Raw genomic sequence first — 25,899 nt, 5'->3', positions numbered from 1 at the left:
GCGAGGGAACAGGCTGTGCAACATATCAACGACGGGGTAGGAATTGCAGCGGATCTACAGGTTTCCCTTGGCGGCGAATCTCAAAATGCAGTTTCACCCGGTCTGTACCCGTTGACCCCATTTCGGCAATTGTCTGTCCGACCTTGACCTGCTGCCCCTCCCGAACCAACAGCCTACGGTTATGGCCGTAAGCACTGACGTAGGTATCACTGTGTTTGATGATGACCAGCTCGCCGTAGCCCCGCAAACCACTCCCGGCGTACACCACTGTCCCATCAGACGCAGCTAAAACAGGCTGTCCCAAATCTCCGGCGATATCAATGCCTTTATTCAAACTACCGTTTGAAGAGAATTTTCCAATTAACACCCCGTTTGAAGGCCATCCCCAACCGGTCGGCGCAGGCCCTGCAGGTGGCAACGGCGCGGCTGCCGACCTGCTCGCAACCGTAGGCGCTGCGGTGCCTGCAGGCCGAGTGGTGATCGTGGTTTTGCTCGAAGACGACGATGAGGATCCGGACTTTGTCACAACTGTCACCGGTGCAGAACCGGTGCGCCCATCGAAGCGAATGGTCTGCCCTGGATGTATCGTATAGGGCACAGGAATATTGTTACGAGCTGCGAGCGCCTTGTAGTCCCAGCCATAACGGAAGGCGATCGAGAACATCGTGTCGCCCTTGCGCACCACATATTGCCCGGTCGTGACTGTTGGTTTCTGCGGCACGGAACTGGGGTTGTTTCGGTCGACAACCCGAGCACCTTTGGAGGGCGAGCTGGAGCAACCCACCAGCAGGGAACTCAAGACAAGGCCAAGCACCAGTCGCTGAAAGCTTGTTCTACTCATACGCTGCGCAAGACCTGTGAGACTCACCCGCCGCTCCCTTTGTGGTGGCTGAACATGAACGCCTGTATCAGGCTTGAAATATGTCGCAAGTATAACTGGGCATTGGTTTTTTACCGGCACACGACTGAAACGAAAAATTCATCATGTTTTAAACCGGCAGCCGATCATGTTGACTCAACTCACCCCGCCGTAAGACACATCCTCGCCAACAGAATTCACTGCGTGCGAATAAATGATCAGGCGAGTGGGCCGTTGAGCAACGGCACGAAGCGCACAGCGCCGAGCACGTGCCGAGAAAAGCCCTCTTCCTCGCGAATAATGAGCATCAATTGTTGCACTTCGCCGGAGCCGACCGGAATCACCAGCCGCCCGCCAGGCGCCAGTTGATCCAGAAGCGCTTGCGGCACGTCGGTCGCCACGGCCGTAACGATAATGCCGTTATAGGGTGCCAGCGCCGGCCAACCTTCCCAACCATCGCCCCAGCGGAACACCACGTTGCGCAGGTTGAGTTCAACCAGACGCTCTTTGGCGCGGTCCTGCAGCACCTTGATGCGCTCCACCGAAAACACCCGCTCCACCAGCTGCGAAAGCACGGCAGTCTGGTAACCGGAACCGGTGCCGATCTCCAGCACCTTGTCCAATGGCCCCGCCGCCAACAGCAGCTCGCTCATGCGCGCGACCATATAAGGCTGGGAGATCGTCTGGTTATGGCCGATGGGCAGCGCGGTGTCTTCATAGGCGCGATGCGCCAGGGCTTCATCGACAAACAAATGCCGAGGTGTACGCCGAATGACTTCCAGCACCTGGGCGTTGGACAGGCCTTCTTCGTACAGACGCTGGATCAAACGCTCGCGGGTACGCTGTGAGGTCATGCCGATGCCACGGCGCAGCATTTCGTCTTGTTCACGCCCCATCAACGCAGCCCCTCAAGCCAGCCATCGAGGCTACTGAAGGCATCACTGAAGGTGCGATCCAGTTGCAACGGGGTAATCGACACATAGCCTTGCATCACCGCATGAAAGTCTGTGCCGGGGCCGCCGTCTTCGGCGTCGCCCGCTGCGGCGATCCAATAACCTTCCCTGCCACGCGGATCAACCACCTTCAACGGCGCGGCGGCGCGGGCGCGATGGCCCAGGCGCGTCAGTTGAATGCCGCGAATATGGTCGAGGGGCAAGTTGGGAACATTAACGTTGAGCACCGTGCGCGGCGGCAAATCGAGGGAGCCATGGGCCTCCACCAGCTTGCGCGCGAAGTACGCCGCCGTCGCCAGGTTGTCCAGTTGCCGCGAGGCGAAGGAAAAGGCGAACGAGGTACGACCGAGAAAACGCCCTTCCAAAGCGGCTGCCACGGTGCCGGAATACAGCACATCGTCGCCCAGGTTGGCGCCGAGGTTGATACCCGACACCACAATGTCTGGCTCCTGCTCCAACAGGCTATTAATAGCCAGGTGCACGCAATCGGTAGGCGTGCCGTTCACGCTGATAAAGCCGTTGGCCAGAACCTGCGGGTGCAACGGACGGTCGAGCGTCAGCGAACTGCTGGCGCCGCTCTTGTCCTGGTCCGGGGCGACCACCACGCACTCGGCATAATCTTCCAGCGCAGCATAGAGCGCAGCAAGGCCGGGGGCGGTCACCCCATCATCATTTGATATCAGAATACGCATGGGTTGTCCGTCTGCCCCACCGGCACCAGATCAACAAGTTCGCGCACCAAGACAGTGGCGAAGCATCCAGCCGGCAGGACGAATTCCAATTGCAGAATGTCAGGCGAGGGATAATGCCACGTCAACCCGCCAATGGGCAGTCGCAGAATGCGACGTTCCTGGCTCATGCCGGCATTCACCAGCCAATCACGCAGGTCCGTTTCGCTGGCGGCGACAGCTTGCTCCAGCGCGTGGGTCGCGCCGCCAGCCGGCGAGTCACCCTCGCCCCACTGCGGCCCGGTTGGGTGCAGGTCCAGAATCGCCAGGCGCGGGTCGCTGCATTCAGCTTCCCCTGCGGGAAAAAAACTGCGGCTGTCGGTGAATGCCAGCAGGTCACCGACTTGGGCGCGCTGCCAGGAACCGTCGGCCACGCGTGCCGCCAATACCTTGTTAAACAAAAAGCTGCGCGCCGTGGACAGCAGCCGTGACCGCACATTGCGCTGTTCCGGCAACGCCTTGCGCGCCGCCCACTCGCGAGCGTCCACGACGTTGCCGCCGTTATGCCCGAAGCGCTGGGCGCCAAAATAGTTGGGAATGCCGTGCCTGGCGATCAACTGCAAGCGCTCGTCGATGGCGGCGGCGTCACCGGCAAACTGGGTGAGGCGCAAAGTGAAACCATTGGCCGAATGCGCACCCCGTTGCAGCTTGCGCCTGTGGCGGGCGATCTTGAGGATCTTGAGGGTGTCGTTTTCTGCCCCGCTCATGTCCGGATCAGCCTTGCCGGGCAGTTGCACGCTGAACCACTGACGGGTCAGCGCCTGACGATCCTTGAGCCCGGCATAACTGACGGTGCGCAACGGCACGCCGGCTGCCTTGGCAATGCGCCGCGCGGCCTCTTCAGTGTTAAGGCCACGCTTTTCTACCCACAACCACAGGTGCTCACCGTCGCCGCTCAGCGGGATGTCGAGCACTTCGTCTACCTGAAAATCTTCCGCCGTGGCTTTCAGGACTGCGCTGCCCAAGGCCTCGCCATAGGCCCGTGGGCCAAGCAATTGCAGGTCATTCATGCGCGCAGCAACAAGGCGACGGAGTGCACCGCGATGCCCTCTTCACGACCGGTAAACCCGAGCTTTTCGGTGGTGGTGGCTTTCACGTTGACTTGATCCAATTCAATTTGCAGGTCGGCGGCAATCAGTGCGCGCATCGATTCGATATGCGGGGCCATTTTCGGCGCCTGGGCCACGATGGTGTTGTCGACATTGCCGACCTTCCAACCCTTGGCGTGGATCAGGCCAACCACGTGACGCAGCAAGACACGGCTGTCCGCGCCCTTGAAGGTGGGGTCGGTGTCCGGAAAATGCTTGCCGATATCGCCCAACGCGGCGGCGCCGAGCAAGGCATCGCTCAAGGCGTGCAACACAACGTCGCCGTCGGAATGCGCCAGCAACCCATGGTGGTGCGAAATGCGCACGCCGCCCAGGGTAATGAAGTCGCCTTCGGCGAAACGGTGCACATCGTAGCCGTGGCCAATACGCATAAAAAAACGCCCCGATTTAATTCAGGGCGTGATTCTACCTACTTTTGCCTCACATTAACCGAGCAAAGCACGACCATGGTGTCGCAAATGGTCTTCGATGAAGCTGGCGATAAAGAAGTAGCTGTGGTCATAGCCCGGCTGCAGGCGCAGTTCCAGCGGATGGCCCGCCGCCTTGGCCGCTTGTTGCAGGGCTTCAGGCTTGAGCTGCACGGCAAGGAAATCGTCGCGATCGCCCTGGTCCACCAGCAACGGCAGCTTTTCCGAGGCCTCGCTTATCAGCACACAGGCATCCCATTCGCGCCATTTTGCACGCTCTTCGCCCAGGTAACGAGAGAAAGCTTTCTGGCCCCACGGGCAATCCATCGGGTTGTTGATCGGCGAAAACGCCGACACCGATTGGTAACGCCCCGGGTTGCGCAAGGCACACACCAGCGCGCCATGGCCGCCCATGGAGTGGCCGCTGACCCCGCGCTTATCCGAAGCAGGGAAATGCGCTTCAACCAACGCCGGCAATTCCTGCACCACGTAGTCATGCATCCGATAGTGCTTGGCCCACGGCTCCTGCGTGGCATTCAGATAAAAGCCAGCGCCCAGGCCGAAGTCATAAGCGTTGTCCGGATCATCCGGCACACCCGGCCCACGCGGGCTGGTGTCTGGCGCGACGATGATCAAGCCCAATTCGGCGGCGATGCGATGGGCACCAGCCTTCTGCATGAAGTTTTCATCGGTGCAGGTCAAACCTGACAACCAATACAGCACCGGCAGCTTACCGCCCAACTCCGCTTGCGGCGGCAGGTAGACGGCGAACGTCATGTCGCAACCCAGCACATCGGAATGATGTTTGTAGCGTTTATGCCAGCCGCCGAAGCTCTTCTGGCACGACAGGTTTTCCAGACTCATGGCCCACCTCAGAAGTGGATGACGGTACGAATGCTCTTGCCTTCATGCATCAGGTCAAACGCTTTGTTGATGTCTTCCAGGCCCATGGTGTGGGTGATGAACGTGTCCAGCGGAATCTCGCCGGTCTGGGCCATTTCTACGTAGCTTGGCAGTTCGGTACGACCGCGTACGCCGCCAAATGCCGAACCGCGCCAGACGCGACCGGTCACCAACTGGAAGGGACGCGTGGAGATTTCCTGACCAGCACCGGCCACACCGATGATCACCGACTCGCCCCAGCCTTTGTGGCAGCACTCAAGGGCGGCGCGCATCAGTTGCACGTTGCCGATGCACTCGAAGGAGAAGTCCACACCGCCGTCGGTGAGGTCGACGATCACGTCCTGGATGGGGCGATCGTAGTCTTTCGGGTTGATGCAGTCGGTGGCGCCCAGTTGCTTGGCGATCTCGAACTTGGCGGGGTTGATGTCGACGGCGATGATGCGACCAGCCTTGGCCTTGACCGCGCCGATGACCGCCGACAGGCCGATGCCGCCCAAACCGAAGACGGCCACGGTGTCGCCTGGCTTGACCTTGGCGGTGTTGATCACCGCACCGATGCCGGTGGTGACGCCGCAACCGAGCAGGCAGACTTTTTCCAGCGGTGCGTCTTTAGGAATTTTGGCCACCGAAATTTCCGGCAACACGGTGTACTCGGAGAAGGTCGACGTACCCATGTAATGGAAAATCGGCTGGCCCTTGTAGGAGAAACGCGTGGTGCCATCGGGCATCAGGCCTTTGCCCTGGGTAGAACGGATGGCCTGGCACAGGTTGGTCTTGCCCGACAGGCAGAATTTGCACTTGCCGCATTCCGGGGTGTACAGCGGGATCACATGGTCGCCGACGGCCACCGAGGTGACGCCCTCGCCGATCGCTTCAACCACTGCGCCGCCTTCATGGCCGAGGATCGACGGGAAGATGCCTTCCGGGTCTGCGCCCGAAAGCGTGTAGGCGTCGGTATGGCAGACGCCGGACGCGACTACCCGCAGCAGCACTTCGCCAGCCTTGGGCATGGCCACGTCCACTTCAACGATCTCAAGGGGCTTTTTGGCTTCGAAGGCTACGGCGGCGCGGGACTTGATCATCCGGGTTTCTCCATGGAATTAAAAACTGAGGAGGTGAGTGTAAAACATGGCTAGCTGATTAATAATCCGGGCGAAAGCAAAACTTTATTGCTGTACAGGGATAATCACCATGCTGGAAAACCGCTGGGAAGGCATTGACGAGTTTGTGGCGGTTGCTGAATGCAGCCAGTTCACGGCAGCGGCGGAACGGCTGGGAGTTTCTTCTTCCCATATCAGTCGGCAAGTGGCGCGCCTGGAGGAGCGACTGCAAACGCGGTTGCTGTACCGCAGCACACGCAAAGTGACCCTGACCGAAGCCGGTCAGACGTTTCTGCAACACTGCCAACGTTTACAGGACGGTCGCGAAGAAGCGCTACGTGCGGTCGGCGACCTCGCCAGCGAGCCCAAAGGTATGTTGCGCATGACCTGCGCAGTGGCATACGGCGAACGGTTTATCGTGCCGTTGGTCACCCGATTCATGGGGGTGTATCCGCAATTGCGCGTGGATATCGAGCTGAGCAATCGCCAGCTCGACCTGGTACACGAAGGCCTCGACCTGGCGATTCGCCTGGGTCGCCTGCAAGACTCGCGCATGGTCGCCAGTCGCCTGGCGCCTCGGCGTATGTATGTGTGCGCGTCACCGTCCTACCTCGAACGGTACGGTCGGCCACATAGTTTGTCGGAATTGAGTCGGCATAATTGCCTGATCGGCAGCTCGGATATCTGGCAACTGGCCCAGGACGGGCGCGAATTTTCCCAGCGGGTACAGGGAAACTGGCGCTGCAACAGTGGGCAGGCGGTGCTGGATGCAGCATTACAAGGGGTGGGGTTGTGCCAACTGCCGGATTATTACGTGCTGGAGCACTTGCACAGTGGCGCGCTGGTGTCATTGCTGGAGGCGCATCAGCCGCCGAATACGGCGGTGTGGGCGTTGTACCCGCAGCAGCGGCATTTGTCGCCGAAGGTGCGCAAGCTGGTGGATTTTTTAAAGGTGGGGTTGGCGGAGCGGCCGGAGTACAGCAGGTGATTACTCACTGTTTGCACTGGCCTCATCGCAGGCAAGCCAGCTCCCACAGTTGATACCCTTCTCCTCAAACAACTCAGTCAAATGTGGGAGCTGGCTTGCCTGAGATGAAGTCAACGCGGTGCAACTGACTACCGCCGGTTAGCCCACCGCAACCGCAACCACTCCAAATCCTCAGGCCGAGTCACCTTGATATTGTCCGATCGCCCTTCAATCAATCGCGGCGCCTGACCGGACCATTCCATCGCCGAAGCCTCATCGGTAATCACCGCATCCGCCACCAGGCTATCGGCCAACGCGCGGTGCAAAGCGCCGAGGCGGAACATTTGCGGCGTGTAAGCCTGCCAGATCAAACTACGATCGACGGTTTCCACCACGCGACCGTGCTTGTCGACGCGCTTGAGGGTGTCGCGAGCCGGCACGGCGAGCAAGCCGCCAACCGGATCATCCGCCAACTCAGCCAGCAGCTTGTCGAGGTCATCGCGGCTCAGATTAGGTCGCGCCGCGTCGTGAACCAACACCCAGTCGTCATCGCTGGCGCCCAGGGCGTTGAGTTGCAGCAGTGCATTGAGTACCGAGCCCGAGCGCTCGTCACCGCCGTCTGCACGCACAATGCGTGGGTCGTTGGCGCACGCCAGGTTCGGCCAATAGGGATCATCGATTGCAAGACTGACCACCAAGCCTTTGAGCGAGGGGTGGTCGAGAAAACAGCCGAGGCTGTGTTCGAGAATTGTGCGCCCGCCCAGTTGCAGATACTGCTTGGGACGGTCTGCGGCCATTCGGGCACCGACGCCCGCAGCAGGAATCACGGCCCAGAAGGCCGGCAGAGAATCGATCATTGGGCCAACTGGTAAAGGGTTTCGCCGTCCTTGACCATGCCCAACTCATGACGAGCCCGCTCTTCAACGGTCTCCGTACCTTTTTTCAGCTCAAGCACTTCGGCGTCGAGGACGCGATTACGCTCCAGCAGGATCTCGTTTTCGGCGTGCTGGTCGGCAATTTGCTGAGTCAGCTCTTTTACCTGCGCAAAGCTGCCATTACCGACCCATAGGCGGTACTGCAGGCCAGCCAGCAATAAGAGCAAGACGAGGAACAACCAATTGGGACTGCGCATCGAAATCCGGGTATCCAGTAAAAAAAGACAGCCATGCAAAACTTTTGAAGCAACTGATAGCACGAAGCCTGGAAAGACCAGGCTTGTGCTTGATAGCCATCAGATTAGCGTCGAAACACACACTGTCGTGCATTTTCCGACGCAATCCGCCGACTTTTTACCATGCTTTACCATCAAGTAGCGATCAGCCGCGAAACTCGCTGCGACCGTTGTACTTGGCTTTACCTGCCAGTTGCTCTTCGATACGCAGCAATTGGTTGTACTTGGAAACGCGGTCGGAACGGCACAGCGAACCGGTCTTGATCTGACCCGCCGACGTGCCCACGGCCAGGTCGGCAATGGTCGAATCTTCGGTTTCGCCGGAGCGGTGGGAGATCACGGCGGTGTAGCCCGCAGCCTTGGCCATCTGAATGGCTTCCAGGGTTTCGGTCAGCGTGCCGATCTGGTTGAACTTGATCAGGATCGAGTTGGCGATCTTTTTATCGATGCCTTCTTTCAGGATCTTGGTGTTGGTCACGAACAAATCGTCGCCCACCAACTGGATTTTCTCGCCGATCTTGTCGGTCAGGACTTTCCAGCCAGCCCAGTCGGACTCATCCAGGCCATCTTCAACGGAGATGATCGGGTAGCGTTCGCACAAGCCTTTCAGGTAATCAGCAAACCCTTCGGAGGTGAACACGTGGCCTTCGCCGGACAGGTTGTATTTACCGTCCTCGTAGAACTCGCTCGCCGCGCAGTCCAGGGCCAGGGTCACGTCGGTGCCCAGCTTGTAACCTGCGTTGGCCACCGCTTCGGAGATCACTTTCAGTGCATCTTCGTTGGACGCCAGGTTCGGCGCGAAACCACCTTCGTCACCGACTGCAGTGCTCAGGCCGCGGGCCTTCAGCACAGCTTTGAGGTGATGGAAAATCTCGGTGCCCATGCGCAGGCCTTCGGAGAAGGTCTTGGCACCAACCGGCTGCACCATGAATTCCTGGATGTCGACGTTGTTATCGGCGTGCTCGCCACCGTTGATGATGTTCATCATCGGAACCGGCATCGAGTACACACCCGGAGTACCGTTCAGGTTGGCAATGTGCGCGTACAGCGGCAGGTCCTGGTCCTGTGCTGCGGCCTTGGCGGCTGCCAGGGACACGGCGAGGATCGCGTTGGCGCCCAGGCTGCCTTTGTTTTCGGTGCCGTCGAGTTTGATCATCGCGTGGTCCAGGGCTTTCTGGTCCAGCGGGTCAGTGCCCAGCAACAGGTCGCGGATCGGGCCGTTGATGTTGGCCACCGCTTTGAGTACACCTTTGCCCAGGTAACGGCTCTTGTCGCCATCACGCAGTTCCAGCGCTTCGCGGGAACCTGTGGAAGCCCCGGACGGCGCGCAGGCGCTGCCGATGATGCCGTTATCGAGAAGCACGTCGGCTTCGACGGTGGGGTTGCCACGGGAGTCGAGAACTTCACGACCTTTGATGTCGACGATTTTTGCCATTGTTGTAAACACTCCAAAGTTGACGAAAACGACGCAGCTGAAGGAAATCTTTTGACCGACCGCAAGGGTGGAACAACGGGGCAGGCTTGCAGACGACAAGGCTCAGGCCCGCAGGCCTGAGCGTAAAGCGAGGGAAAGTCTACCGGAGAAACGCGGCTTACGCGGTCTCTACTGTCGGAAAACTCTTGACCAGTTCATCCAACTGCTTCAACTGAGCCAGGAATGGCTCCAGCTTGTCCAGGCGCAGGGCGCATGGGCCGTCACATTTGGCGTTGTCCGGGTCCGGGTGAGCTTCCAGGAACAGGCCCGCCAGCGACTGGCTGATGCCGGCCTTGGCCAGGTCCAATACCTGGGCACGACGCCCACCGGCGGAATCGGCGCGGCCACCGGGCATTTGCAGCGCGTGGGTCACGTCGAAGAACACCGGGTATTCGAACTGTTTCATGATGCCGAAACCGAGCATGTCCACCACGAGGTTGTTGTAGCCGAAGCTCGAACCGCGCTCGCAGAGGATCAACTGGTCGTTACCCGCTTCCACGCACTTGCTCAGGATGTGTTTCATTTCCTGAGGCGCGAGGAACTGGGCTTTCTTGATATTGATCACCGCGCCGGTCTTGGCCATCGCAACGACCAGGTCGGTCTGGCGCGACAGGAACGCCGGCAACTGGATGATGTCGCACACCTCGGCGACCACGGCAGCCTGTTCAGGCTCGTGGACGTCGGTGATGATCGGCACGCCGAAAGCTTGCTTGATGTCCTGGAAGATCCGCATGCCTTCTTCAAGGCCAGGGCCGCGATAAGAGGTCACGGACGAACGGTTGGCCTTGTCGAAGCTGGCCTTGAATACGTAAGGGATACCGAGTTTCTCGGTCACCTTGACGTACTCTTCACAGACCTGCATCGCCATGTCGCGGCTTTCCAGCACGTTCATGCCGCCGAACAGCACCATGGGCTTGTCGTTGGCAATCTCGATGTCGCCTACGCGAATGATCTTCTGGGCCATCAGGTTTACGCCTTCTTCTGATGTTGCGTCAGTGCTGCTTTAACGAAACCGGTGAACAACGGGTGACCGTCGCGCGGTGTCGAAGTGAACTCAGGGTGGAACTGGCAGGCCACGAACCACGGATGATCCGGCGCCTCGACCACTTCAACCAGCTTGCCGTCACCGGAGCGACCGGAGATTTTCAGGCCGGCTTCTTTGATCTGCGGCAGCAGGTTGTTGTTCACTTCATAGCGGTGACGGTGACGCTCGACGATCACGTCCTTGCCGTAGCAATCGTGAACCAGCGAACCCGGCTCCAGCAGGCAATCCTGCGCGCCAAGGCGCATGGTGCCGCCCAGGTCGGAGGTTTCGGTGCGGGTTTCAACGGCGCCGGTGGCGTCTTCCCACTCGGTGATCAAGCCCACGACCGGGTGGCCGCTGGTGTGATCGAACTCGGTGGAGTTGGCGTCTTTCCAGCCCAGCACGTTACGCGAGAACTCGATAACCGCCACTTGCATGCCCAGGCAGATGCCCAGGTACGGCACCTTGTTTTCACGGGCGTACTGCACAGCAGTGATCTTGCCTTCCACGCCACGCAGGCCGAAACCGCCGGGGACGAGGATCGCATCAACACCTTCGAGCAAGGCCGTGCCCTGGTTCTCGATGTCTTCGGAATCGATGTAGCGCAGGTTGACCTTGGTGCGGTTGCTGATACCGGCGTGGCTCATCGCTTCGATCAGCGACTTGTACGCGTCCAGCAGCTCCATGTACTTGCCGACCATGGCGATGGTGACTTCGTGCTCTGGGTTGAGCTTGGCGTCAACCACCGCTTCCCACTCAGACAGGTCCGCGCCGGTGCATTGCAGGCCGAAACGCTCGACCACAAAATCATCCAGGCCTTGCGCATGCAGGATGCCCGGGATCTTGTAGATGGTATCGGCGTCTTCCAGCGCGATCACCGCACGTTCTTCAACGTTGGTGAATTGAGCGATCTTGCGACGCGAGGAAATGTCGATCGGGTGATCGGAGCGGCACACCAGCACGTCCGGCTGCAGGCCGATGGAACGCAGTTCCTTGACCGAGTGCTGGGTAGGCTTGGTTTTGGTTTCGCCGGCGGTGGCGATGTAGGGCACCAGCGTGAGGTGCATCAGCATCGCGCGCTTGGCGCCGACTTCGAAACGCAACTGGCGGATGGCTTCGAGGAACGGTTGGGATTCGATGTCACCCACGGTGCCACCGATCTCGACCATCGCCACGTCGGCATCGCCTGCACCCTTGATGATGCGGCGCTTGATTTCGTCGGTGATGTGCGGGATCACCTGGATGGTTGCACCCAGGTAGTCACCACGGCGCTCTTTGCGCAGCACGTGCTCGTAGACACGGCCGGTGGTGAAGTTGTTGTTCTGGGTCATGGTCGTGCGGATGAACCGCTCGTAGTGGCCCAGGTCCAGGTCGGTCTCGGCGCCGTCGTGTGTGACGAACACTTCACCGTGCTGGAACGGGCTCATGGTGCCCGGGTCAACGTTGATGTACGGGTCCAGCTTGAGCATGGTGACCTTAAGTCCCCGCGCCTCCAGGATGGCCGCCAATGAAGCGGAGGCAATGCCTTTCCCCAATGAAGAAACAACACCGCCCGTGACGAATATGTAGCGCGTCATGAAAAACCCTAGAAGTCTGCGTTAAAGCGGTCCGAGCCGCCGGGGAAAGCGAAGGAAGGCCGAAGCCCCCGATCACCTGCATTAATCACAGTGCACCTTTCAAAAAAACCGCCGCGTTGTGACAGACCAGCAATGAAACACCGGTACGTTGATCGCTACACATTTTTTGGAATCGCCCAGCAAAGACTGCTTGGTAATCGGCAACAACTGCGATTCAGGCGAATCCACAGAAGTTGTATCAAGAAGGGAGCGTAGTCTACCGGAAAGGCTCTATCAGCTCAAACCTTGATCGCAGGTCTGTGGCATCCACTGTAATTGCCAGCCATCCGACGAACCGGGCCATAGCCCCGCAAGGGTTGGCACAGCCAGCAATTGCTCGCCCTGATACAGCAGCGGCAATCTGCCACGGACGAACCCCGGCAAACCACTTTCATTAAGCAGACGCTTCAAGTCACGTCGGCCGCGACCTGGCACTTCCATGATTTCGCCGCCCTGGCGATAGCGGACCTCCAACGGACCTTCTGGCGCGCTGCCGATAAATTTCAGCTGGCCATTGCCAGGTAACTCTAGCGGGATTTGCGGGTGCGGCCAGCTCACCAACACGTCGGAAAATTCCGACCACGCAGTAGGTAGCCACCAGATGCGCTCGCCACAACGGTGCAAATCACCGTCGGCAAGGCGCCAGACGGGCTGTGCGTCACTTTTCGCATCGCGCAGGGAATGCCAGCTGGCCCAGTGGTCGCTGTCGGGTAAGCGCGTGAGAGGCGTCAGCCAGTGACGCAGGGCGTTGCGCTGGCGGGCATCGGAAAGTTCGCGCAATGAAGCCAGCGCCAGGCTCGGTAAGGGCAGCCACGGAAACGGCGAAGGCTCATCGGCCGCCATAAGATCCATCTGCGCCAATTCATCCAACAGGCTTTGCGCCTCGCTCAGGTGCTCGGCGCAGCGAGCCAAGCTTGAGGCTGCATGAGGCCAGCGCTCCGTCAGGGTTGGAAACACTGTGTGGCGCAGATAATTGCGCGAAAACCGCTGATCGGCGTTGGACGGGTCTTCAATCCACTTGAGCTGGTGCTTGTGGGCGTAGGCTTCCAACTCACCCCTCGCTACATCCAATAAAGGCCGTACCAGATAACCAGCCGCCAACGGGCGATGCAGCGGCATTGCCGCCAAGCCTCGCACCCCGGCCCCACGCAGCAGGCGGAATAACAGGGTTTCAGCTTGATCGTCGCGGTGCTGGGCAGTGAGCAGCACTTCCCCTGCCCCGGTCACCTCTGTAAATGCCTGGTAACGCGCGTCACGAGCGGCCCGCTCAAGACTGGCGCCGGCTTGTACCTGTACGCGCATGACACGCAGGGGTACGCCCAGGCTGTCGCATATCGACTGGCAATGGCTTGGCCAGGCGTCAGCAGCAGCTTGCAGGCCATGGTGGACATGGATTGCGCTCAGGGTCGGGAGAGTTTCGGTTTCTGGCAGGGAAGCCAGGAGATGGAGCAGGACGGTGGAATCCAGTCCGCCGGAGAAAGCGATATGCCACGCCGGGGCGGTGCGCCACGGGGCGGTATTTCGCAGGAGCTTGGCGGTCAGGTTGGGTTTCATCTCACGTTACCGCCGCAAAACTGGAATACGTTCGCCAAGCATACACAAAACAAATGTGGGAGCTGGCTTGCCTGCGATGCAGTCACCTCGATACATCAGTTGCACCGAGGTGATGCTATCGCAGGCAAGCCAGCTCCCACACAAGCCAGCCCCCATATTGGGCGCTGCATTGGTCTTAGAGACCGTAGCTCATCAAACGCTCATAACGACGCTTCAACAGCGCTTCGTTATCCAGCTTCTTGAGCATCGCCAGTTGCGAGCCAAGCTCCGCACGGATGTTCGCAGCAGCGGCAGCCGGGTCACGGTGCGCGCCGCCCAGAGGCTCGGCGATGACTTTGTCGACGATGCCCAGACCTTTCAGGCGATCGGCAGTGATGCCCATGGCTTCAGCTGCGTCCGGCGCTTTTTCGGCGGTTTTCCACAAGATCGAGGCGCAACCTTCCGGCGAGATCACCGCGTAGGTCGAATATTGCAGCATGTTCAGTTGGTCGCATACGCCAATGGCCAGTGCGCCGCCGGAACCGCCTTCACCAATCACGGTGGCGATGATCGGGGTTTTCAGGCGGGACATCACACGCAGGTTCCAGGCGATCGCTTCGCTCTGGTTACGCTCTTCGGCGTCGATACCCGGGTAAGCACCCGGAGTGTCGATGAAGGTCAGGATCGGCATCTTGAAGCGCTCGGCCATCTCCATCAGGCGGCACGCCTTGCGGTAGCCTTCCGGGCGCGGCATGCCGAAGTTGCGGCGAACTTTTTCGCGCACTTCACGGCCTTTCTGGTGACCGATCACCATCACTGGCTGGTCGTCCAGGCGAGCGATACCGCCCACAATGGCCGCGTCGTCGGAGAAGTGGCGGTCGCCATGCAACTCGTCGAACTCGGTGAAGATGTGCTGAATGTAATCCAGTGTGTACGGACGGCGCGGGTGGCGGGCCAGGCGCGCGATCTGCCAGCTGGTCAGCTTGCCGAAGATGTCTTCGGTGAGCGTGCTGCTCTTGTCTTGCAGGCGAGCGATCTCATCGCCGATGTTCAGCGAATTGTCATTGCCGACCAGGCGCAGTTCTTCGATCTTGGCTTGCAGGTCAGCGATCGGCTGTTCGAAATCAAGAAAATTCGGGTTCATAAGCGTCCGTCTTGGGTCGACGGCCAGGGAGTGCCTGGCCAGCCGGTTGTCTATTCGCGCCCTACCTTAAGGGAGAGGCGCGTCTAGGTCGAGATTAAATAATGGGTCGAGATCAGGGGATTTGTCATCACCTGGCCGTCAACGGTATTGGAGGAAGACGTTGTCACGGCCAAACTGGTCACGCAATGCTTGAATCAAGCCATCGGCGGGGTCAATTCGCCACGTCTCGCCAAACTGCAGCATCGCCTTGGCGTCATTGCCGGTGTACTCCATGGTCACCGGGCACGCGCCACGGTGGCGTTTGAGCAAGTCCCCCAACCAGCGTAGCTGATCGCCCTTGAGCGCTTCGGTCTTGACCTTCAGGCGCAGGCTTTCGGCCAGATTGGTGCGCGCATCTTCCATGCTCATCACCCGCTTGATCCGCAGGCGCAGGCCGCCGGAGAAGTCGTCGTTACTGACCTCCCCTTCCACCACCACCATCGCGTCAGTTTGCAGCAGCGATTGGGCGGAGTGGAAAGCGTCGGCAAACAGCGACGCCTCGATACGGCCCGAGCGGTCATCGAGGGTGATAAAGCCCATCTTGTCGCCCTTCTTATTTTTCATCACGCGCAGGGCGATGATCATGCCGGCGACGGTCTGGGTGTCGCGCGCCGGTTTCAGGTCGATGATGCGCTGACGGGCGAACCGGCGGATTTCGCCTTCGTATTCGTCGATCGGGTGACCGGTCAGGTACAGGCCCAGGGTGTCTTTCTCGCCCTTGAGGCGTTCCTTGAGGGTCAGGTCCTTGGCCTTGCGGTGGTTGGCATAAACGTCGGCGTCTGCTTCGACGAACAACCCGCCAAACAGGTCGGCATGCCCACTGTCGTGGGTGCGCGCGGTTTGTTCGGCGGCCTTGATCGCTTCTTCCATGGCGGTCAGCAGCACCGCGCGGTTGCGGTCGATATTGGCCTGATAAGCCTTCGGCTCATCATGGAAATAGGGGCCGAGACGGTCGAGTGCGCCGCTGCGGATCAAACCATCGAGGGTTCGTTTGTTGATGCGCTTGAGGTCAACCCGCGCGCAAAAGTCGAACAGGTCCTTGAATGGACCGTGCTGGCGCGCTTCGACGATGGCTTCCACTGGGCCTTCGCCCACGCCTTTGATCGCGCCCAGGCCATAGATGATGCGGCCGTCGTCGTTCACCGTGAACTTGAACTCCGAGGCGTTCACGTCCGGCGCGTCGAGGCGCAGCTTCATGGTGCGCACTTCCTCGATCAAGGTCACGACCTTGTCGGTGTTGTGCATGTCCGCCGAGAGTACCGCGGCCATGAACGGCGCCGGGTAGTGGGTTTTCAGCCAGGCGGTCTGGTACGACACCAGGCCGTAGGCGGCGGAGTGAGATTTGTTGAAGCCGTAACCGGCGAATTTTTCCACCAGGTCGAAAATGTTACCGGCCAGGTCGGCGTCGATGTTATTGCTGGCGCACCCTTCAATGAAACCGCCGCGCTGCTTGGCCATTTCCTCGGGCTTTTTCTTACCCATGGCGCGACGCAACATGTCTGCGCCGCCAAGTGTGTAGCCGGCCATCACCTGAGCGATCTGCATCACCTGCTCTTGATACAGGATGATGCCGTAGGTCGGCGCCAATACCGGCTTGAGGCCTTCGTACTGGTAATCGGAGTGCGGGTAAGCCAGTTCGGCGCGGCCGTGCTTACGGTTGATAAAGTCATCAACCATGCCCGATTGCAACGGGCCCGGACGGAACAGGGCCACCAGTGCGATCAAGTCTTCCAGGCAGTCGGGCTTGAGCTTTTTGATCAGCTCTTTCATGCCGCGCGACTCGAGCTGGAACACGGCTGTGGTCTCGGCTTTTTGCAGCAACTGGTAAGTCGGCTTGTCGTCCAGCGGGATAAATGCGATATCCAGCGGCGCCTCATCGACCTTGGCGCGCTCGCGGTTGATGGTCTTGAGCGCCCAGTCGATGATCGTCAGGGTTCGCAGGCCGAGGAAGTCGAACTTCACCAGGCCGGCGGCCTCCACGTCGTCCTTGTCGAACTGGGTTACCAGGCCGCCACCCTCTTCGTCGCAATAGATCGGCGAGAAGTCAGTGAGTTTGGTCGGCGCAATCACTACACCACCGGCGTGTTTACCGACGTTACGCACAACCCCTTCAAGCTTGCGCGCCATGTCCCAGATTTCGGCGGCTTCTTCATCGATCTTGATAAAGTCGCGCAGGATTTCTTCCTGCTCGTAGGCCTTTTCGAGGGTCATGCCGACTTCAAACGGGATCATCTTCGACAGGCGATCGGCCAAGCCGTAGGACTTGCCCTGCACCCGCGCCACGTCGCGGATTACTGCTTTGGCCGCCATGGAACCGAAGGTGATGATCTGGCTGACCGCATTACGGCCGTATTTTTCGGCCACGTATTCGATCACGCGGTCGCGACCGTCCATGCAGAAGTCGACGTCGAAGTCGGGCATGGATACCCGTTCCGGGTTCAGGAACCGTTCGAACAGCAGGTCATATTCCAGCGGGTCAAGGTCAGTAATCTTCTGCACATAGGCCACCAGCGACCCGGCACCCGACCCCCGGCCAGGCCCCACCGGCACGCCGTTGCTTTTGGCCCACTGGATAAAGTCCATTACGATCAGAAAGTAACCGGGGAACCCCATCTGGATGATGATATCCAGCTCGAAATTCAGCCGGTCGACGTACACCTGGCGCTTGGCGTCGTAGTCCTCGGTCGTGTCTTTGGGCAGCAGAACGCTCAGGCGATCTTCAAGGCCATCAAACGACACCTTGCGGAAATACTCATCGATGGTCATGCCATCGGGAATCGGGAAGTTGGGCAGAAAGTGCTTGCCCAGCTTCACTTCAATATTGCAGCGTTTGGCAATCTCGACGGAGTTTTCCAACGCTTCAGGCAGGTCGCTGAACAGCTCAGCCATCTCGTCGGCGCTTTTGAGGTACTGCTCTTCGCTGTAGTTTTTCGAGCGACGCGGGTCGTCGAGCGCCCGGCCTTCGCCGATGCACACGCGGGTTTCGTGGGCTTCGAAATCTTCTTTCTTGATAAAACGCACATCGTTGGTCGCCACCAACGGCGCGCCGAGCTTGTCGGCCAGGGCTACGGCAGCGTGCAGGTGCTCTTCATCGTTGGGACGGTTGGTGCGCTGCACTTCTACATAGAAGCGGTCGGGGAACACACCCATCCATTCGCGGGCCAACACCTCGGCTTCCTGGGGGTTGCCGCCCAGCAGCGCGATGCCGATTTCACCCTCTTTGGCCGCCGAGAGCATGATCACGCCCTCACTGGCTTCGGCCACCCACTCGCGCTCGATGATGATCGAGCCATTGCGTTGGCCGTCGATAAAACCGCGAGAAATCAATTCGGTGAGGTTGCGATAACCCACGCCATTCATTGCCAGGAGGCTGATGCGGCTCAGGGGGTTATCCGGGTCTTTATTGGACAGCCACAAATCGACGCCGCAGATCGGCTTGATACCGGCGCCCATGGCGTTCTTGTAGAACTTGACCAGCGAACACATGTTGTTCTGATCGGTCACCGCCACCGCAGGCATGTTCATGCCCACCAGGGTTTTGACCAGCGGTTTGATCCGTACCAGGCCGTCGACCAGGGAGTATTCAGTGTGCAGGCGCAGGTGAACGAATGAAGCCGGCATAGTGATCCTGTTCTAATACGTGGAGACAACAAGGCCCGGATTGTACCGGGCCTTGAGCAAAACATCAGCCTCGCGACTAAACCTCGCTGAGGCTCTCGCGCAGCTCGTAAGCCTGACGGACCGGGGCAAACGAGCGACGATGGATCGGCGTTGGGCCAAGACGAGCCAGCGCTTCCAGATGAACGGGCGTCGGGTAGCCTTTGTGGCCACCGATGCCATAGCCGGGGTAGATCAATTCGAACGCGGCCATTTCTCGGTCGCGACTGACCTTGGCTAGGATCGAGGCGGCGGCAATGGCCGGCACCTTGCTGTCACCCTTGACCACGGCTTGAGACGGCATCGCCAGTTTTGGGCAGCGGTTACCGTCGATCATCGCCATTTTTGGTGTGATGTGCAGGCCTTCGACCGCGCGCTGCATGGCGAGCATGGTGGCGTGCAGGATATTCAGCTTATCGATTTCTTCAACTTCGGCCCGCGCGATGTGCCAGCTCAGAGCCTTTTCGCAAATCTCGTCATAGAGCTTTTCACGGCGCGCTTCGGTGAGCTTCTTCGAGTCGTTGAGCCCTAGAATCGGACGGTTCGGGTCAAGAATCACCGCGGCCGTCACCACGGCGCCACACAGGGGGCCGCGCCCGACTTCATCAACACCGGCCACCAGTTCGTGGGCTTCGGCAACCAGGCTGAAATCCAGGCCGATTTGCGTCTTCATGGGGTTTCCTGTGTGTGACCAATCAGGGTCAGCACGGCATCCGCCGCCTGATTCGACGCATCACGGCGCAAGGTGCGATGGATGTCATCAAAACCACGGGTCTGCTCTTCGCCGCCGTCAATCAGGGGGAGTAGTGTGTGTGCCAGGGCCTCAGGCGTCGCATCGTCCTGCAACAATTCCGGTACCAGCAGGCGCTGGGCCAGCAGGTTGGGCAAGGAGATGTAGGGGCTTTTGACCATGCGCTTGAGAATCCAGAAGGTCAGCGGCGCCAGGCGATAGGCCACGACCATCGGGCGTTTGTACAGCAAGGCTTCCAGGGTCGCGGTGCCGGAGGCGATCAGCACCGCATCGCAGGCGGCCAGGGCCAGGTGCGACTGACCGTCGAGCAAGGTCAGCGGCAAGTTGCGCCCTACCAGCAGCGTCTCGATTTGCGCACGACGTTGCGGGCTCGCGCAGGGCAGCACGAAACGTACACCTGGCTTGAGCACCTGCAGCCGCTCGGCGGCGTCAAAAAACAGCGCGCCGAGGCGCCCCACTTCGCCGCCACGACTGCCCGGCATCAGCGCCACGAGCGGGCCGTCGGGCACGCCCAGCTCGGCACGGGCCGCCGCTCGGTCTGCTTGCAGAGGAATGGCGTCAGCCAGCGTGTGGCCGACAAACCGCACCGGCACGCCCTTCTCTTCGTAGAAACGGGCCTCGAACGGCAGCAGGGTCAGCATCAAGTCGCAGCCTTCACGGATCTTCAACACGCGCTTCTGCCGCCACGCCCACACGGACGGGCTGACGTAATGCACGGTCTTGATCCCGGCCTGACGCAACTTGAGCTCAATATTAAGGGTGAAATCCGGTGCATCGATGCCGATAAAGACGTCGGGTTTTTCTTCGATAAGGGTCTGGATCAGCAGCTTGCGACGAGCCAGCAGCTCACGCAGACGGCCCAGCACTTCCACCAGCCCCATGACCGACAAGCGCTCCATGGGAAAGTAGGAGGTGAGACCTTCGGCCTGCATCAGCGGGCCACCCACCCCGATAAATTCCACCGCAGGATGCTGGGCCTTGAGGGCTCGCATCAGGCCTGCGCCCAAAATATCACCGGAAGCTTCACCGGCCACCAGCGCAATACGCAGACTGCCCATGGTTAGCGGGTGATGCCGCGGGTCGATGCCTGGATCGAGTCACGGAACACCGCGACTTCCGGGAACTGCGTTGAAGGTTCGGACAGTTCGGCCAGGGCCTGCTCAACCGTCAGCCCCTGGCGATAAACCACCTTGTAGGCGCGGCGCAGGGCGTGAATCGCGTCTTCGCTGAAACCGCGACGACGCATGCCTTCAAAGTTCATGCTGCGCGCTTCGGCCGGGTTGCCGAAGACGGTAACAAACGCCGGTACATCTTTGCCGATGGCAGTGCCCATACCGGAAAAGCTGTGGGCGCCGATATGGCAATACTGATGCACCAGGGTAAAGCCGGACAGAATCGCCCAGTCATCCACGTGCACATGGCCCGCCAAAGCGGTGTTGTTGACCAGGATGCAATGGTTGCCGATCACACTGTCATGACCGATGTGCGCATAGGCCATAACCAGGTTGTGATCACCCAGCGTGGTCTCGGCACGATCCTGCACAGTGCCACGGTGAATGGTCACGCCTTCACGAATGATGTTGTGATCACCGATTACCAGACGTGTTTCTTCACCCTTGTACTTCATGTCCGGGGTGTCTTCGCCTACCGAGGAAAACTGGTAGATACGATTGTGTTTGCCAATGCGGGTCGGACCTTTAAGGATCACGTGTGGCCCGATGACAGTACCCTCGCCGATTTCAACACCTGCGCCGACGATCGACCAAGGGCCGACCTCAACGTCGGCGGCCAGAACGGCCGACGGATCGATGATTGCGCGAGGGTCAATCAAACTCATAGTTTGCGTTCCGCACAGATGATCTCGGCGGAGCACACTGGCTTGCCATCCACCGAGGCCTGGCATTCGAACTTCCAGATCTGGCGTTTGCAGCTGATGAACTTGGCTTCCAGAATCAACTGGTCACCCGGAGTGACCGGGTTGCGGAAACGCAGCTTGTCGGAGCCCACGAAATAATACAGCGTGCCATCGGCAGGCTTGAGGTCGAGCATTTTGAAACCAAGGATACCGGCAGCCTGGGCCATCGCTTCGATGATCAGAACGCCCGGCATGATTGGATGCGCAGGGAAGTGACCATTGAAGAACGGTTCGTTGATGCTGACATTCTTGTAGGCACGAATGCGCTTTTCCTCAACATTGAGGTCCGTCACACGGTCTACCAGCAAGAACGGGTAGCGGTGAGGCAGGTATTCGCGAATCTCGTTGATGTCCATCATTTCGGGGGGAAGCCTGTAATAAAGATTGGGGGCGGGCGGACTAAAAGCACGCCCCGCTAGCAAATCAAGGAGGCAGTCTAGCGGCTGTACACACTTGATATGGAAATGGTCTCAGCCTTCTGATGAAGCATTACCGCCAGGGGTCACGTCTCCAACACGCTTTTCCAGCTGTTTGAGGCGCCGGGCCATGTCGTCGAGCTGCCTCAACCGCGCTGCACTTTTGCGCCACTCAGCCGCAGGCTGCATGGCGGTACCGGAAGAATAGGCACCCGGCTCGGTAATCGAGTGGGTCACCATGGTCATGCCCGTGATGAACACGTTGTCGCAAATCTCGATATGCCCCACCAGCCCTACGCCACCGGCGAGCATGCAATGCTTGCCGATTTTGGTGCTGCCGGAAATACCCACGCACGCCGCCATGGCGGTGTGATCGCCGATCTGCACGTTGTGGGCGATCTGGATCTGGTTATCGAGCTTCACGCCGTTGCCGATCACGGTATCGGCCAAGGCCCCGCGATCCACTGCCGTGTTCACACCGATTTCCACGTCATCGCCGATCACTACGCCGCCGACCTGGGCAATCTTGTTCCAGATGCCTTTTGAGTTGGCAAAACCGAAGCCTTCGCCACCAATCACAGCGCCCGATTGAATGACGACCCGCTCACCGATACGCACATCGTGGTACAGGGTGACACGAGGCGCCAGCCAACCACCGGCACCGATTTCACAGCGCGCGCCAATGAAGCAATGCGCGCCAACTGTTACACCGGCGGCAATGCGCGCGCCGCTCTCGATCACGGCAAAGGCACCAATGGAGGCAGCAGGATCAACCTGCGCATCGTCGGCCACCACCGCAGACGGATGAATACCGGCGGCGGCTTTGGGCTTGGGATCAAACAGGTGTGAAACCTGGGCATAGGCCAGGTACGGGTCAGCTACAACCAGCGCATCCCCAATGAACCCTTCGGCGTCAGCAGCTTTGAGCAACACGGCTGCGGCTTTGCTGTCGACCAGGTATTTACGGTACTGAGGATTTGCGAGGAAGCTCAACTGAGCTGGGCCAGCCTCCTGCAAGGTGGCTAGCCCAGTAATTTCTTTCTCCGGGGAGCCACTCAAGGTGGCCCCCAGGAACTCGGCCAACTCGCCGAGCTTGATAGTCGCGGTCATGGCTTACTTCAGCTGGTTCATGCGCTCGATCACCTGACGGGTGATGTCGTATTGAGGCTTGACGTCAATCACGGCGCCGCGCTCGAACACCAGGTCAAAGGCACCTTTCTTGATGACTTCTTCCACTGCGCTGTCGAGCTTTGGCTTGAGCTGCTTGAGCATTTCGCGGTCAGCAACAGCCTTGGCTTCGTTCAGCTCCTTGGATTGGAACTGGTAGTCACGGGCCTTTTGCTTGAATTCAAGCTCCAGACGCTCGCGCTCGCCTTGCTGCATTTTGTCGCCACCGGCTACCAGACGATCCTGGATGCCCTTGGCGCTGCTTTCCAGCGTCTTCAGCTTGGTCAGCTGCGGACCGAATTTTTTCTCGGCATCCACTGCGTAACGTTTGGCCGCGTCGGATTCCAGCAGTGCCATCTGATAGTTCAGGACGGCAATTTTCATTTCGGCGAAGGCCGGTGTGGTTACCAGCACGGTGGCCAGCAGAACCAATTGAGTCAACTTACGCACGATGTACTCCTACAGAATCCGTTGTCGTTATCTTGGGTCAGACGCTTAGAACGTCTGGCCGAGGGAGAATTGGAAAATCTGGGTTTCAGCGTTATCCGGTTTCTTGATCGGCATGGCCAGAGCAAAGCTCAATGGGCCAAGCGCCGTCACCCAAGTCACGCCTACACCCACAGAGCTCGCCAGGTTACTCAAGCTCACGTCGTTGCATTGGGTGTTGGACACCGAGCCAGGCGCCGGGTTTTTAACCTGTTCGCACTTGGAGTCGAACACGTTACCCACATCCCAGAAGACCGAAGTACGCAGGGAACGCTGATCCTTGACGAACGGCAGCGGGAACAGAAGCTCCGCACCACCTTGAATCAACACGTTACCACCGAATGGCAGCGGGTCGTTGTCGCTGTCAGCCAGAGTGCCCTGGTTACCGGTTACAGCAGCGCCACGGCTCGGGGTACCGCGCGGGCCCAAGGTACTGTCCTTGAAGCCACGAACCGAGTTGAAACCACCTGCATAATAGTTCTCGTAGAACGGCAGACCATTGGTCGAACCATAACCGTCGCCATATCCCAACTCAGTGTGCAGGCGCACGGTGTAGTTATCGCTCAGCGGCTGGAACAACTGGCCACGGTAGTCGAGTTTGAAGAACGACAGGTCGCTGCCCGGCGTGGTGACTTCAGCCGTCAAGCTCTGAGAATGGCCACGGGTCGCCAGTACACCTTTGTTCAAGGTCGATTCCGACCATCCGGCCGACGCCTTGAAGTTAAGGAACTGATCGCCTTCCTTACGCACGAAGTCGAAGATTTCGTCCACGGTGTACACACCGGTCTTGATCTTGTCCTGCTGCGCGGTCAAGCCGAAGGTCAGACGCGAAGTCTCACTGATCGGGTAACCAACGTTGACACCAGCGCCCAGGCTGTCGATCGCATAGCTTGCAACATCAACGTCGAGGTCTTTGTAGTCAGTGGTGCGATAGAAGGCGTTGTAGCCCAGGCTTACACCATCAGCAGTCCAGTAGGGGTCGGTATAACCGAAGTTATATCGGCTCTGGTATTCGCTTCGGGTCAGGCCGATGGACACCTTGTTACCGGTACCGAGGAAGTTGTTCTGGGTAATCGAACCACCGAGGATCAAGCCGGCACTTTGTGCGAAGCCGACGCTGGCGGTGATGGAACCCGATGCCTGTTCTTCTACGGCGTAGTTCACGTCAACCTGGTCATCCACACCCGGTACGGCCGGGGTTTCGACGTTGACTTCCTTAAAGAAGCCCAGACGCTCAAGACGGGTCTTGGACTGGTCGATCAGGTAAGTCGACGCCCAGCCACCTTCCATCTGACGCATTTCACGACGCAGCACTTCGTCCGCAGACTTGGTGTTGCCACGGAAGTTGATGCGGTTCACGTAGGCACGCTTGCCTGGATCGACGACGAACGTGATGTCCACAGTGTGGTCTTCATCGTGCGGAGTCGGTACGCCGTTAACGTTGGCGAAGGTATAGCCTTCGTTACCCAGGCGGCGGGTGATCAGCTCGGACGTGGTGGTCATCAGCTTGCGCGAGAACACCTGGTCTTTCTGCACCAGCAGCAGGGACTTGACCTGGTCTTCAGGGACTTTCAAGTCGCCGCTGAGTTTAACGTCACGAACGGTGTACTTCTCGCCTTCGTTGACGTTAACAGTAATGTAGACGTGTTTTTTGTCCGGGGTAATGGAGACCTGGGTCGAAGCGATATCCATGTTGATATAGCCACGGTCCAGGTAGTAGGAACGCAGACGCTCCAGGTCACCGGACAGCTTTTCACGGGCGTACTTGTCATCGTTCTTGAAGAACGACAGCCAGTTGGTGGTCTTGAGTTCGAACAGGCCGATCAGGTCTTCATCATCAAACTTGGTGTTGCCCACCACGTTGATGTGCTGAATAGCCGCCACAGTGCCTTCGTTAATGTTGACCTTGAGGCCGACACGGTTACGAGGCTGCGGGATCACTTCGGTTTCCACCGTCGCGGAGTAGCGACCCTGGGCAACGTACTGGCGTTGCAGTTCGTTACGCACACCCTCAAGGGTGGCGCGCTGGAAGATCTCGCCCTCGGCCAGGCCGGATTGCTTGAGACCTTTCATCAAGTCTTCAGTGGAGATCGCCTTGTTACCTTCGATCTCGATACTGGCGACGGAAGGTCGCTCGACGACAGTGATGACCAGGACGTTACCTTCGCGACCCAGTTGGATATCTTGAAAGAACCCGGTTTTGAACAGCGCACGAGTGGACTCCACCAGGCGACGGTCATCAGCCTGTTCCCCGACGTTCAACGGCAAGGCACCAAAGACGCTACCGGCGGAAACCCGCTGGAGGCCGTTGACGCGAATATCGGAGATAGTGAAGGACTCGGCGTGAACTTCGGCGATCATCAATACGGTGAGAACCGCAGTTAGCAGCAGACGTTTCATGAAGTCCTTTCTTATTCCAACTGGCAATAAACAAACTGCCGCAAAATGCGGCAGATTCGCAATTCAGCGAAGCGTTACAG

The 25,899-nt window shown here is 59.2% G+C and carries 23 protein-coding genes; 1 reads left to right on the top strand and 22 read right to left on the bottom strand.

Annotated elements, in window-relative coordinates:
- Window positions 1–25 precede the first annotated feature (25 nt).
- The 7 genes from ACP7A2_RS11855 to ACP7A2_RS11825 all read right to left on the bottom strand — a co-directional run bounded on the left by ACP7A2_RS11855 (window position 26) and on the right by ACP7A2_RS11825 (window position 6,041).
- Complete coding sequence (locus ACP7A2_RS11855; protein WP_426134349.1) at window positions 26–868, bottom strand: peptidoglycan DD-metalloendopeptidase family protein; 843 nt, start codon at window positions 866–868, stop codon at window positions 26–28.
- A 209-nt stretch (window positions 869–1,077) separates the two neighbouring features.
- Entirely contained in the window at window positions 1,078–1,713 is a 636-nt protein-coding gene (locus ACP7A2_RS11850; protein ID WP_010176736.1) for a protein-L-isoaspartate(D-aspartate) O-methyltransferase, read from the bottom strand.
- Window positions 1,714–1,754: 41 nt separating this feature from the next.
- Window positions 1,755–2,504, bottom strand: coding sequence for a 5'/3'-nucleotidase SurE (gene surE / locus ACP7A2_RS11845; protein WP_426134348.1), 750 nt, complete (start codon window positions 2,502–2,504; stop codon window positions 1,755–1,757).
- The gene (gene truD / locus ACP7A2_RS11840; protein ID WP_426134347.1) at window positions 2,492–3,550 is read right to left on the bottom strand and encodes a tRNA pseudouridine(13) synthase TruD; all 1,059 of its coding nucleotides are present in this window, start codon (window positions 3,548–3,550) and stop codon (window positions 2,492–2,494) included. Before truD ends, surE begins: the two co-directional genes overlap by 13 nt.
- Window positions 3,547–4,020, bottom strand: a complete 474-nt coding sequence (ispF, locus tag ACP7A2_RS11835; protein ID WP_078741112.1) for a 2-C-methyl-D-erythritol 2,4-cyclodiphosphate synthase — start codon at window positions 4,018–4,020, stop codon at window positions 3,547–3,549. Before ispF ends, truD begins: the two co-directional genes overlap by 4 nt.
- 54 nt (window positions 4,021–4,074) lie before the next feature.
- A complete protein-coding gene (fghA, locus tag ACP7A2_RS11830; protein ID WP_426134346.1) occupies window positions 4,075–4,920 on the bottom strand; it encodes an S-formylglutathione hydrolase in 846 nt (281 codons plus the stop codon).
- A gap of 8 nt (window positions 4,921–4,928) precedes the next feature.
- A complete protein-coding gene (locus ACP7A2_RS11825; RefSeq protein WP_426134345.1) occupies window positions 4,929–6,041 on the bottom strand; it encodes an S-(hydroxymethyl)glutathione dehydrogenase/class III alcohol dehydrogenase in 1,113 nt (370 codons plus the stop codon).
- 109 nt (window positions 6,042–6,150) lie between these two features.
- Between ACP7A2_RS11825 and ACP7A2_RS11820 the strand changes: the two genes are divergently transcribed.
- Window positions 6,151–7,047 carry a LysR substrate-binding domain-containing protein gene (locus ACP7A2_RS11820; RefSeq protein ID WP_426134344.1) on the top strand — a complete coding sequence of 299 codons (897 nt, stop codon included), beginning with the start codon at window positions 6,151–6,153 and terminating at the stop codon, window positions 7,045–7,047.
- Between the two features lie 128 nt (window positions 7,048–7,175).
- Here the strand turns inward: ACP7A2_RS11820 and ispD are convergent, their stop codons facing one another.
- From ispD to bamA, 15 genes are all read right to left on the bottom strand, one after another.
- The gene (gene ispD, locus ACP7A2_RS11815) at window positions 7,176–7,883 is read right to left on the bottom strand and encodes a 2-C-methyl-D-erythritol 4-phosphate cytidylyltransferase (protein WP_426134343.1); all 708 of its coding nucleotides are present in this window, start codon (window positions 7,881–7,883) and stop codon (window positions 7,176–7,178) included.
- Window positions 7,880–8,158, bottom strand: a complete 279-nt coding sequence (gene ftsB / locus ACP7A2_RS11810; RefSeq protein WP_078741107.1) for a cell division protein FtsB — start codon at window positions 8,156–8,158, stop codon at window positions 7,880–7,882. Before ftsB ends, ispD begins: the two co-directional genes overlap by 4 nt.
- Window positions 8,159–8,342: 184 nt before the next feature.
- Entirely contained in the window at window positions 8,343–9,632 is a 1,290-nt protein-coding gene (gene eno / locus ACP7A2_RS11805) for a phosphopyruvate hydratase (RefSeq protein ID WP_375068148.1), read from the bottom strand.
- Between the two features lie 157 nt (window positions 9,633–9,789).
- Window positions 9,790–10,635, bottom strand: a complete 846-nt coding sequence (gene kdsA, locus ACP7A2_RS11800; RefSeq protein WP_064451165.1) for a 3-deoxy-8-phosphooctulonate synthase — start codon at window positions 10,633–10,635, stop codon at window positions 9,790–9,792.
- A gap of 5 nt (window positions 10,636–10,640) precedes the next feature.
- Complete coding sequence (locus ACP7A2_RS11795; protein WP_426134342.1) at window positions 10,641–12,272, bottom strand: CTP synthase; 1,632 nt, start codon at window positions 12,270–12,272, stop codon at window positions 10,641–10,643.
- 273 nt (window positions 12,273–12,545) lie between these two features.
- Window positions 12,546–13,865, bottom strand: coding sequence for a tRNA lysidine(34) synthetase TilS (gene tilS, locus ACP7A2_RS11790; protein WP_426134341.1), 1,320 nt, complete (start codon window positions 13,863–13,865; stop codon window positions 12,546–12,548).
- Between the two features lie 175 nt (window positions 13,866–14,040).
- The gene (locus ACP7A2_RS11785) at window positions 14,041–14,988 is read right to left on the bottom strand and encodes an acetyl-CoA carboxylase carboxyltransferase subunit alpha (RefSeq protein ID WP_348060680.1); all 948 of its coding nucleotides are present in this window, start codon (window positions 14,986–14,988) and stop codon (window positions 14,041–14,043) included.
- A 138-nt stretch (window positions 14,989–15,126) separates the two neighbouring features.
- Window positions 15,127–18,648 carry a DNA polymerase III subunit alpha gene (dnaE, locus tag ACP7A2_RS11780; protein ID WP_426134340.1) on the bottom strand — a complete coding sequence of 1,174 codons (3,522 nt, stop codon included), beginning with the start codon at window positions 18,646–18,648 and terminating at the stop codon, window positions 15,127–15,129.
- A gap of 76 nt (window positions 18,649–18,724) precedes the next feature.
- Window positions 18,725–19,357 carry a ribonuclease HII gene (rnhB, locus tag ACP7A2_RS11775; protein WP_426134339.1) on the bottom strand — a complete coding sequence of 211 codons (633 nt, stop codon included), beginning with the start codon at window positions 19,355–19,357 and terminating at the stop codon, window positions 18,725–18,727.
- A complete protein-coding gene (lpxB, locus tag ACP7A2_RS11770; RefSeq protein WP_426134338.1) occupies window positions 19,354–20,493 on the bottom strand; it encodes a lipid-A-disaccharide synthase in 1,140 nt (379 codons plus the stop codon). Before lpxB ends, rnhB begins: the two co-directional genes overlap by 4 nt.
- A 2-nt stretch (window positions 20,494–20,495) precedes the next feature.
- A complete protein-coding gene (gene lpxA, locus ACP7A2_RS11765; RefSeq protein WP_426134337.1) occupies window positions 20,496–21,272 on the bottom strand; it encodes an acyl-ACP--UDP-N-acetylglucosamine O-acyltransferase in 777 nt (258 codons plus the stop codon).
- A complete protein-coding gene (gene fabZ / locus ACP7A2_RS11760; RefSeq protein WP_003219309.1) occupies window positions 21,269–21,709 on the bottom strand; it encodes a 3-hydroxyacyl-ACP dehydratase FabZ in 441 nt (146 codons plus the stop codon). The genes lpxA and fabZ overlap by 4 nt, the downstream gene beginning before the upstream one ends.
- A 111-nt stretch (window positions 21,710–21,820) precedes the next feature.
- Window positions 21,821–22,876: a UDP-3-O-(3-hydroxymyristoyl)glucosamine N-acyltransferase gene (gene lpxD, locus ACP7A2_RS11755; protein ID WP_426134336.1), complete on the bottom strand. Its 1,056-nt coding sequence runs from the start codon at window positions 22,874–22,876 to the stop codon at window positions 21,821–21,823.
- A 3-nt stretch (window positions 22,877–22,879) separates the two neighbouring features.
- Window positions 22,880–23,383 carry an OmpH family outer membrane protein gene (locus ACP7A2_RS11750; protein WP_003189173.1) on the bottom strand — a complete coding sequence of 168 codons (504 nt, stop codon included), beginning with the start codon at window positions 23,381–23,383 and terminating at the stop codon, window positions 22,880–22,882.
- 45 nt (window positions 23,384–23,428) lie between these two features.
- A complete protein-coding gene (gene bamA, locus ACP7A2_RS11745; protein ID WP_426134335.1) occupies window positions 23,429–25,819 on the bottom strand; it encodes an outer membrane protein assembly factor BamA in 2,391 nt (796 codons plus the stop codon).
- Window positions 25,820–25,899 lie beyond the last annotated feature (80 nt).

The sequence above is a fragment of the Pseudomonas sp. PWP3-1b2 genome (assembly GCF_049896045.1).
GTDB classification, from domain to species: domain Bacteria; phylum Pseudomonadota; class Gammaproteobacteria; order Pseudomonadales; family Pseudomonadaceae; genus Aquipseudomonas; species Aquipseudomonas antarctica_B.
The sequence above is the reverse complement of the archived record's forward strand: the minus strand, read 5'-3'. Positions and strand labels throughout refer to the sequence as shown.

Bases quoted from the DNA above. Each gene is read 5' to 3' on its own strand.
- tilS (WP_426134341.1), bottom strand. From the start codon at position 13,865: ATGAAACCCAACCTGACCGCCAAGCTCCTGCGAAATACCGCCCCGTGG.
- ACP7A2_RS11850 (WP_010176736.1), bottom strand. From the start codon at position 1,713: ATGACCTCACAGCGTACCCGCGAGCGTTTGATCCAGCGTCTGTACGAA.
- ispF (WP_078741112.1), bottom strand. From the start codon at position 4,020: ATGCGTATTGGCCACGGCTACGATGTGCACCGTTTCGCCGAAGGCGAC.
- surE (WP_426134348.1), bottom strand. From the start codon at position 2,504: ATGCGTATTCTGATATCAAATGATGATGGGGTGACCGCCCCCGGCCTT.
- truD (WP_426134347.1), bottom strand. From the start codon at position 3,550: ATGAATGACCTGCAATTGCTTGGCCCACGGGCCTATGGCGAGGCCTTG.
- ACP7A2_RS11795 (WP_426134342.1), bottom strand. From the start codon at position 12,272: ATGACGCGCTACATATTCGTCACGGGCGGTGTTGTTTCTTCATTGGGG.
- ispD (WP_426134343.1), bottom strand. From the start codon at position 7,883: ATGATCGATTCTCTGCCGGCCTTCTGGGCCGTGATTCCTGCTGCGGGC.
- lpxB (WP_426134338.1), bottom strand. From the start codon at position 20,493: ATGGGCAGTCTGCGTATTGCGCTGGTGGCCGGTGAAGCTTCCGGTGAT.
- fabZ (WP_003219309.1), bottom strand. From the start codon at position 21,709: ATGATGGACATCAACGAGATTCGCGAATACCTGCCTCACCGCTACCCG.
- lpxA (WP_426134337.1), bottom strand. From the start codon at position 21,272: ATGAGTTTGATTGACCCTCGCGCAATCATCGATCCGTCGGCCGTTCTG.
- lpxD (WP_426134336.1), bottom strand. From the start codon at position 22,876: ATGACCGCGACTATCAAGCTCGGCGAGTTGGCCGAGTTCCTGGGGGCC.
- fghA (WP_426134346.1), bottom strand. From the start codon at position 4,920: ATGAGTCTGGAAAACCTGTCGTGCCAGAAGAGCTTCGGCGGCTGGCAT.
- eno (WP_375068148.1), bottom strand. From the start codon at position 9,632: ATGGCAAAAATCGTCGACATCAAAGGTCGTGAAGTTCTCGACTCCCGT.
- rnhB (WP_426134339.1), bottom strand. From the start codon at position 19,357: ATGAAGACGCAAATCGGCCTGGATTTCAGCCTGGTTGCCGAAGCCCAC.
- ACP7A2_RS11785 (WP_348060680.1), bottom strand. From the start codon at position 14,988: ATGAACCCGAATTTTCTTGATTTCGAACAGCCGATCGCTGACCTGCAA.
- ACP7A2_RS11825 (WP_426134345.1), bottom strand. From the start codon at position 6,041: ATGATCAAGTCCCGCGCCGCCGTAGCCTTCGAAGCCAAAAAGCCCCTT.
- dnaE (WP_426134340.1), bottom strand. From the start codon at position 18,648: ATGCCGGCTTCATTCGTTCACCTGCGCCTGCACACTGAATACTCCCTG.
- ftsB (WP_078741107.1), bottom strand. From the start codon at position 8,158: ATGCGCAGTCCCAATTGGTTGTTCCTCGTCTTGCTCTTATTGCTGGCT.
- bamA (WP_426134335.1), bottom strand. From the start codon at position 25,819: ATGAAACGTCTGCTGCTAACTGCGGTTCTCACCGTATTGATGATCGCC.
- ACP7A2_RS11820 (WP_426134344.1), top strand. From the start codon at position 6,151: ATGCTGGAAAACCGCTGGGAAGGCATTGACGAGTTTGTGGCGGTTGCT.
- kdsA (WP_064451165.1), bottom strand. From the start codon at position 10,635: ATGGCCCAGAAGATCATTCGCGTAGGCGACATCGAGATTGCCAACGAC.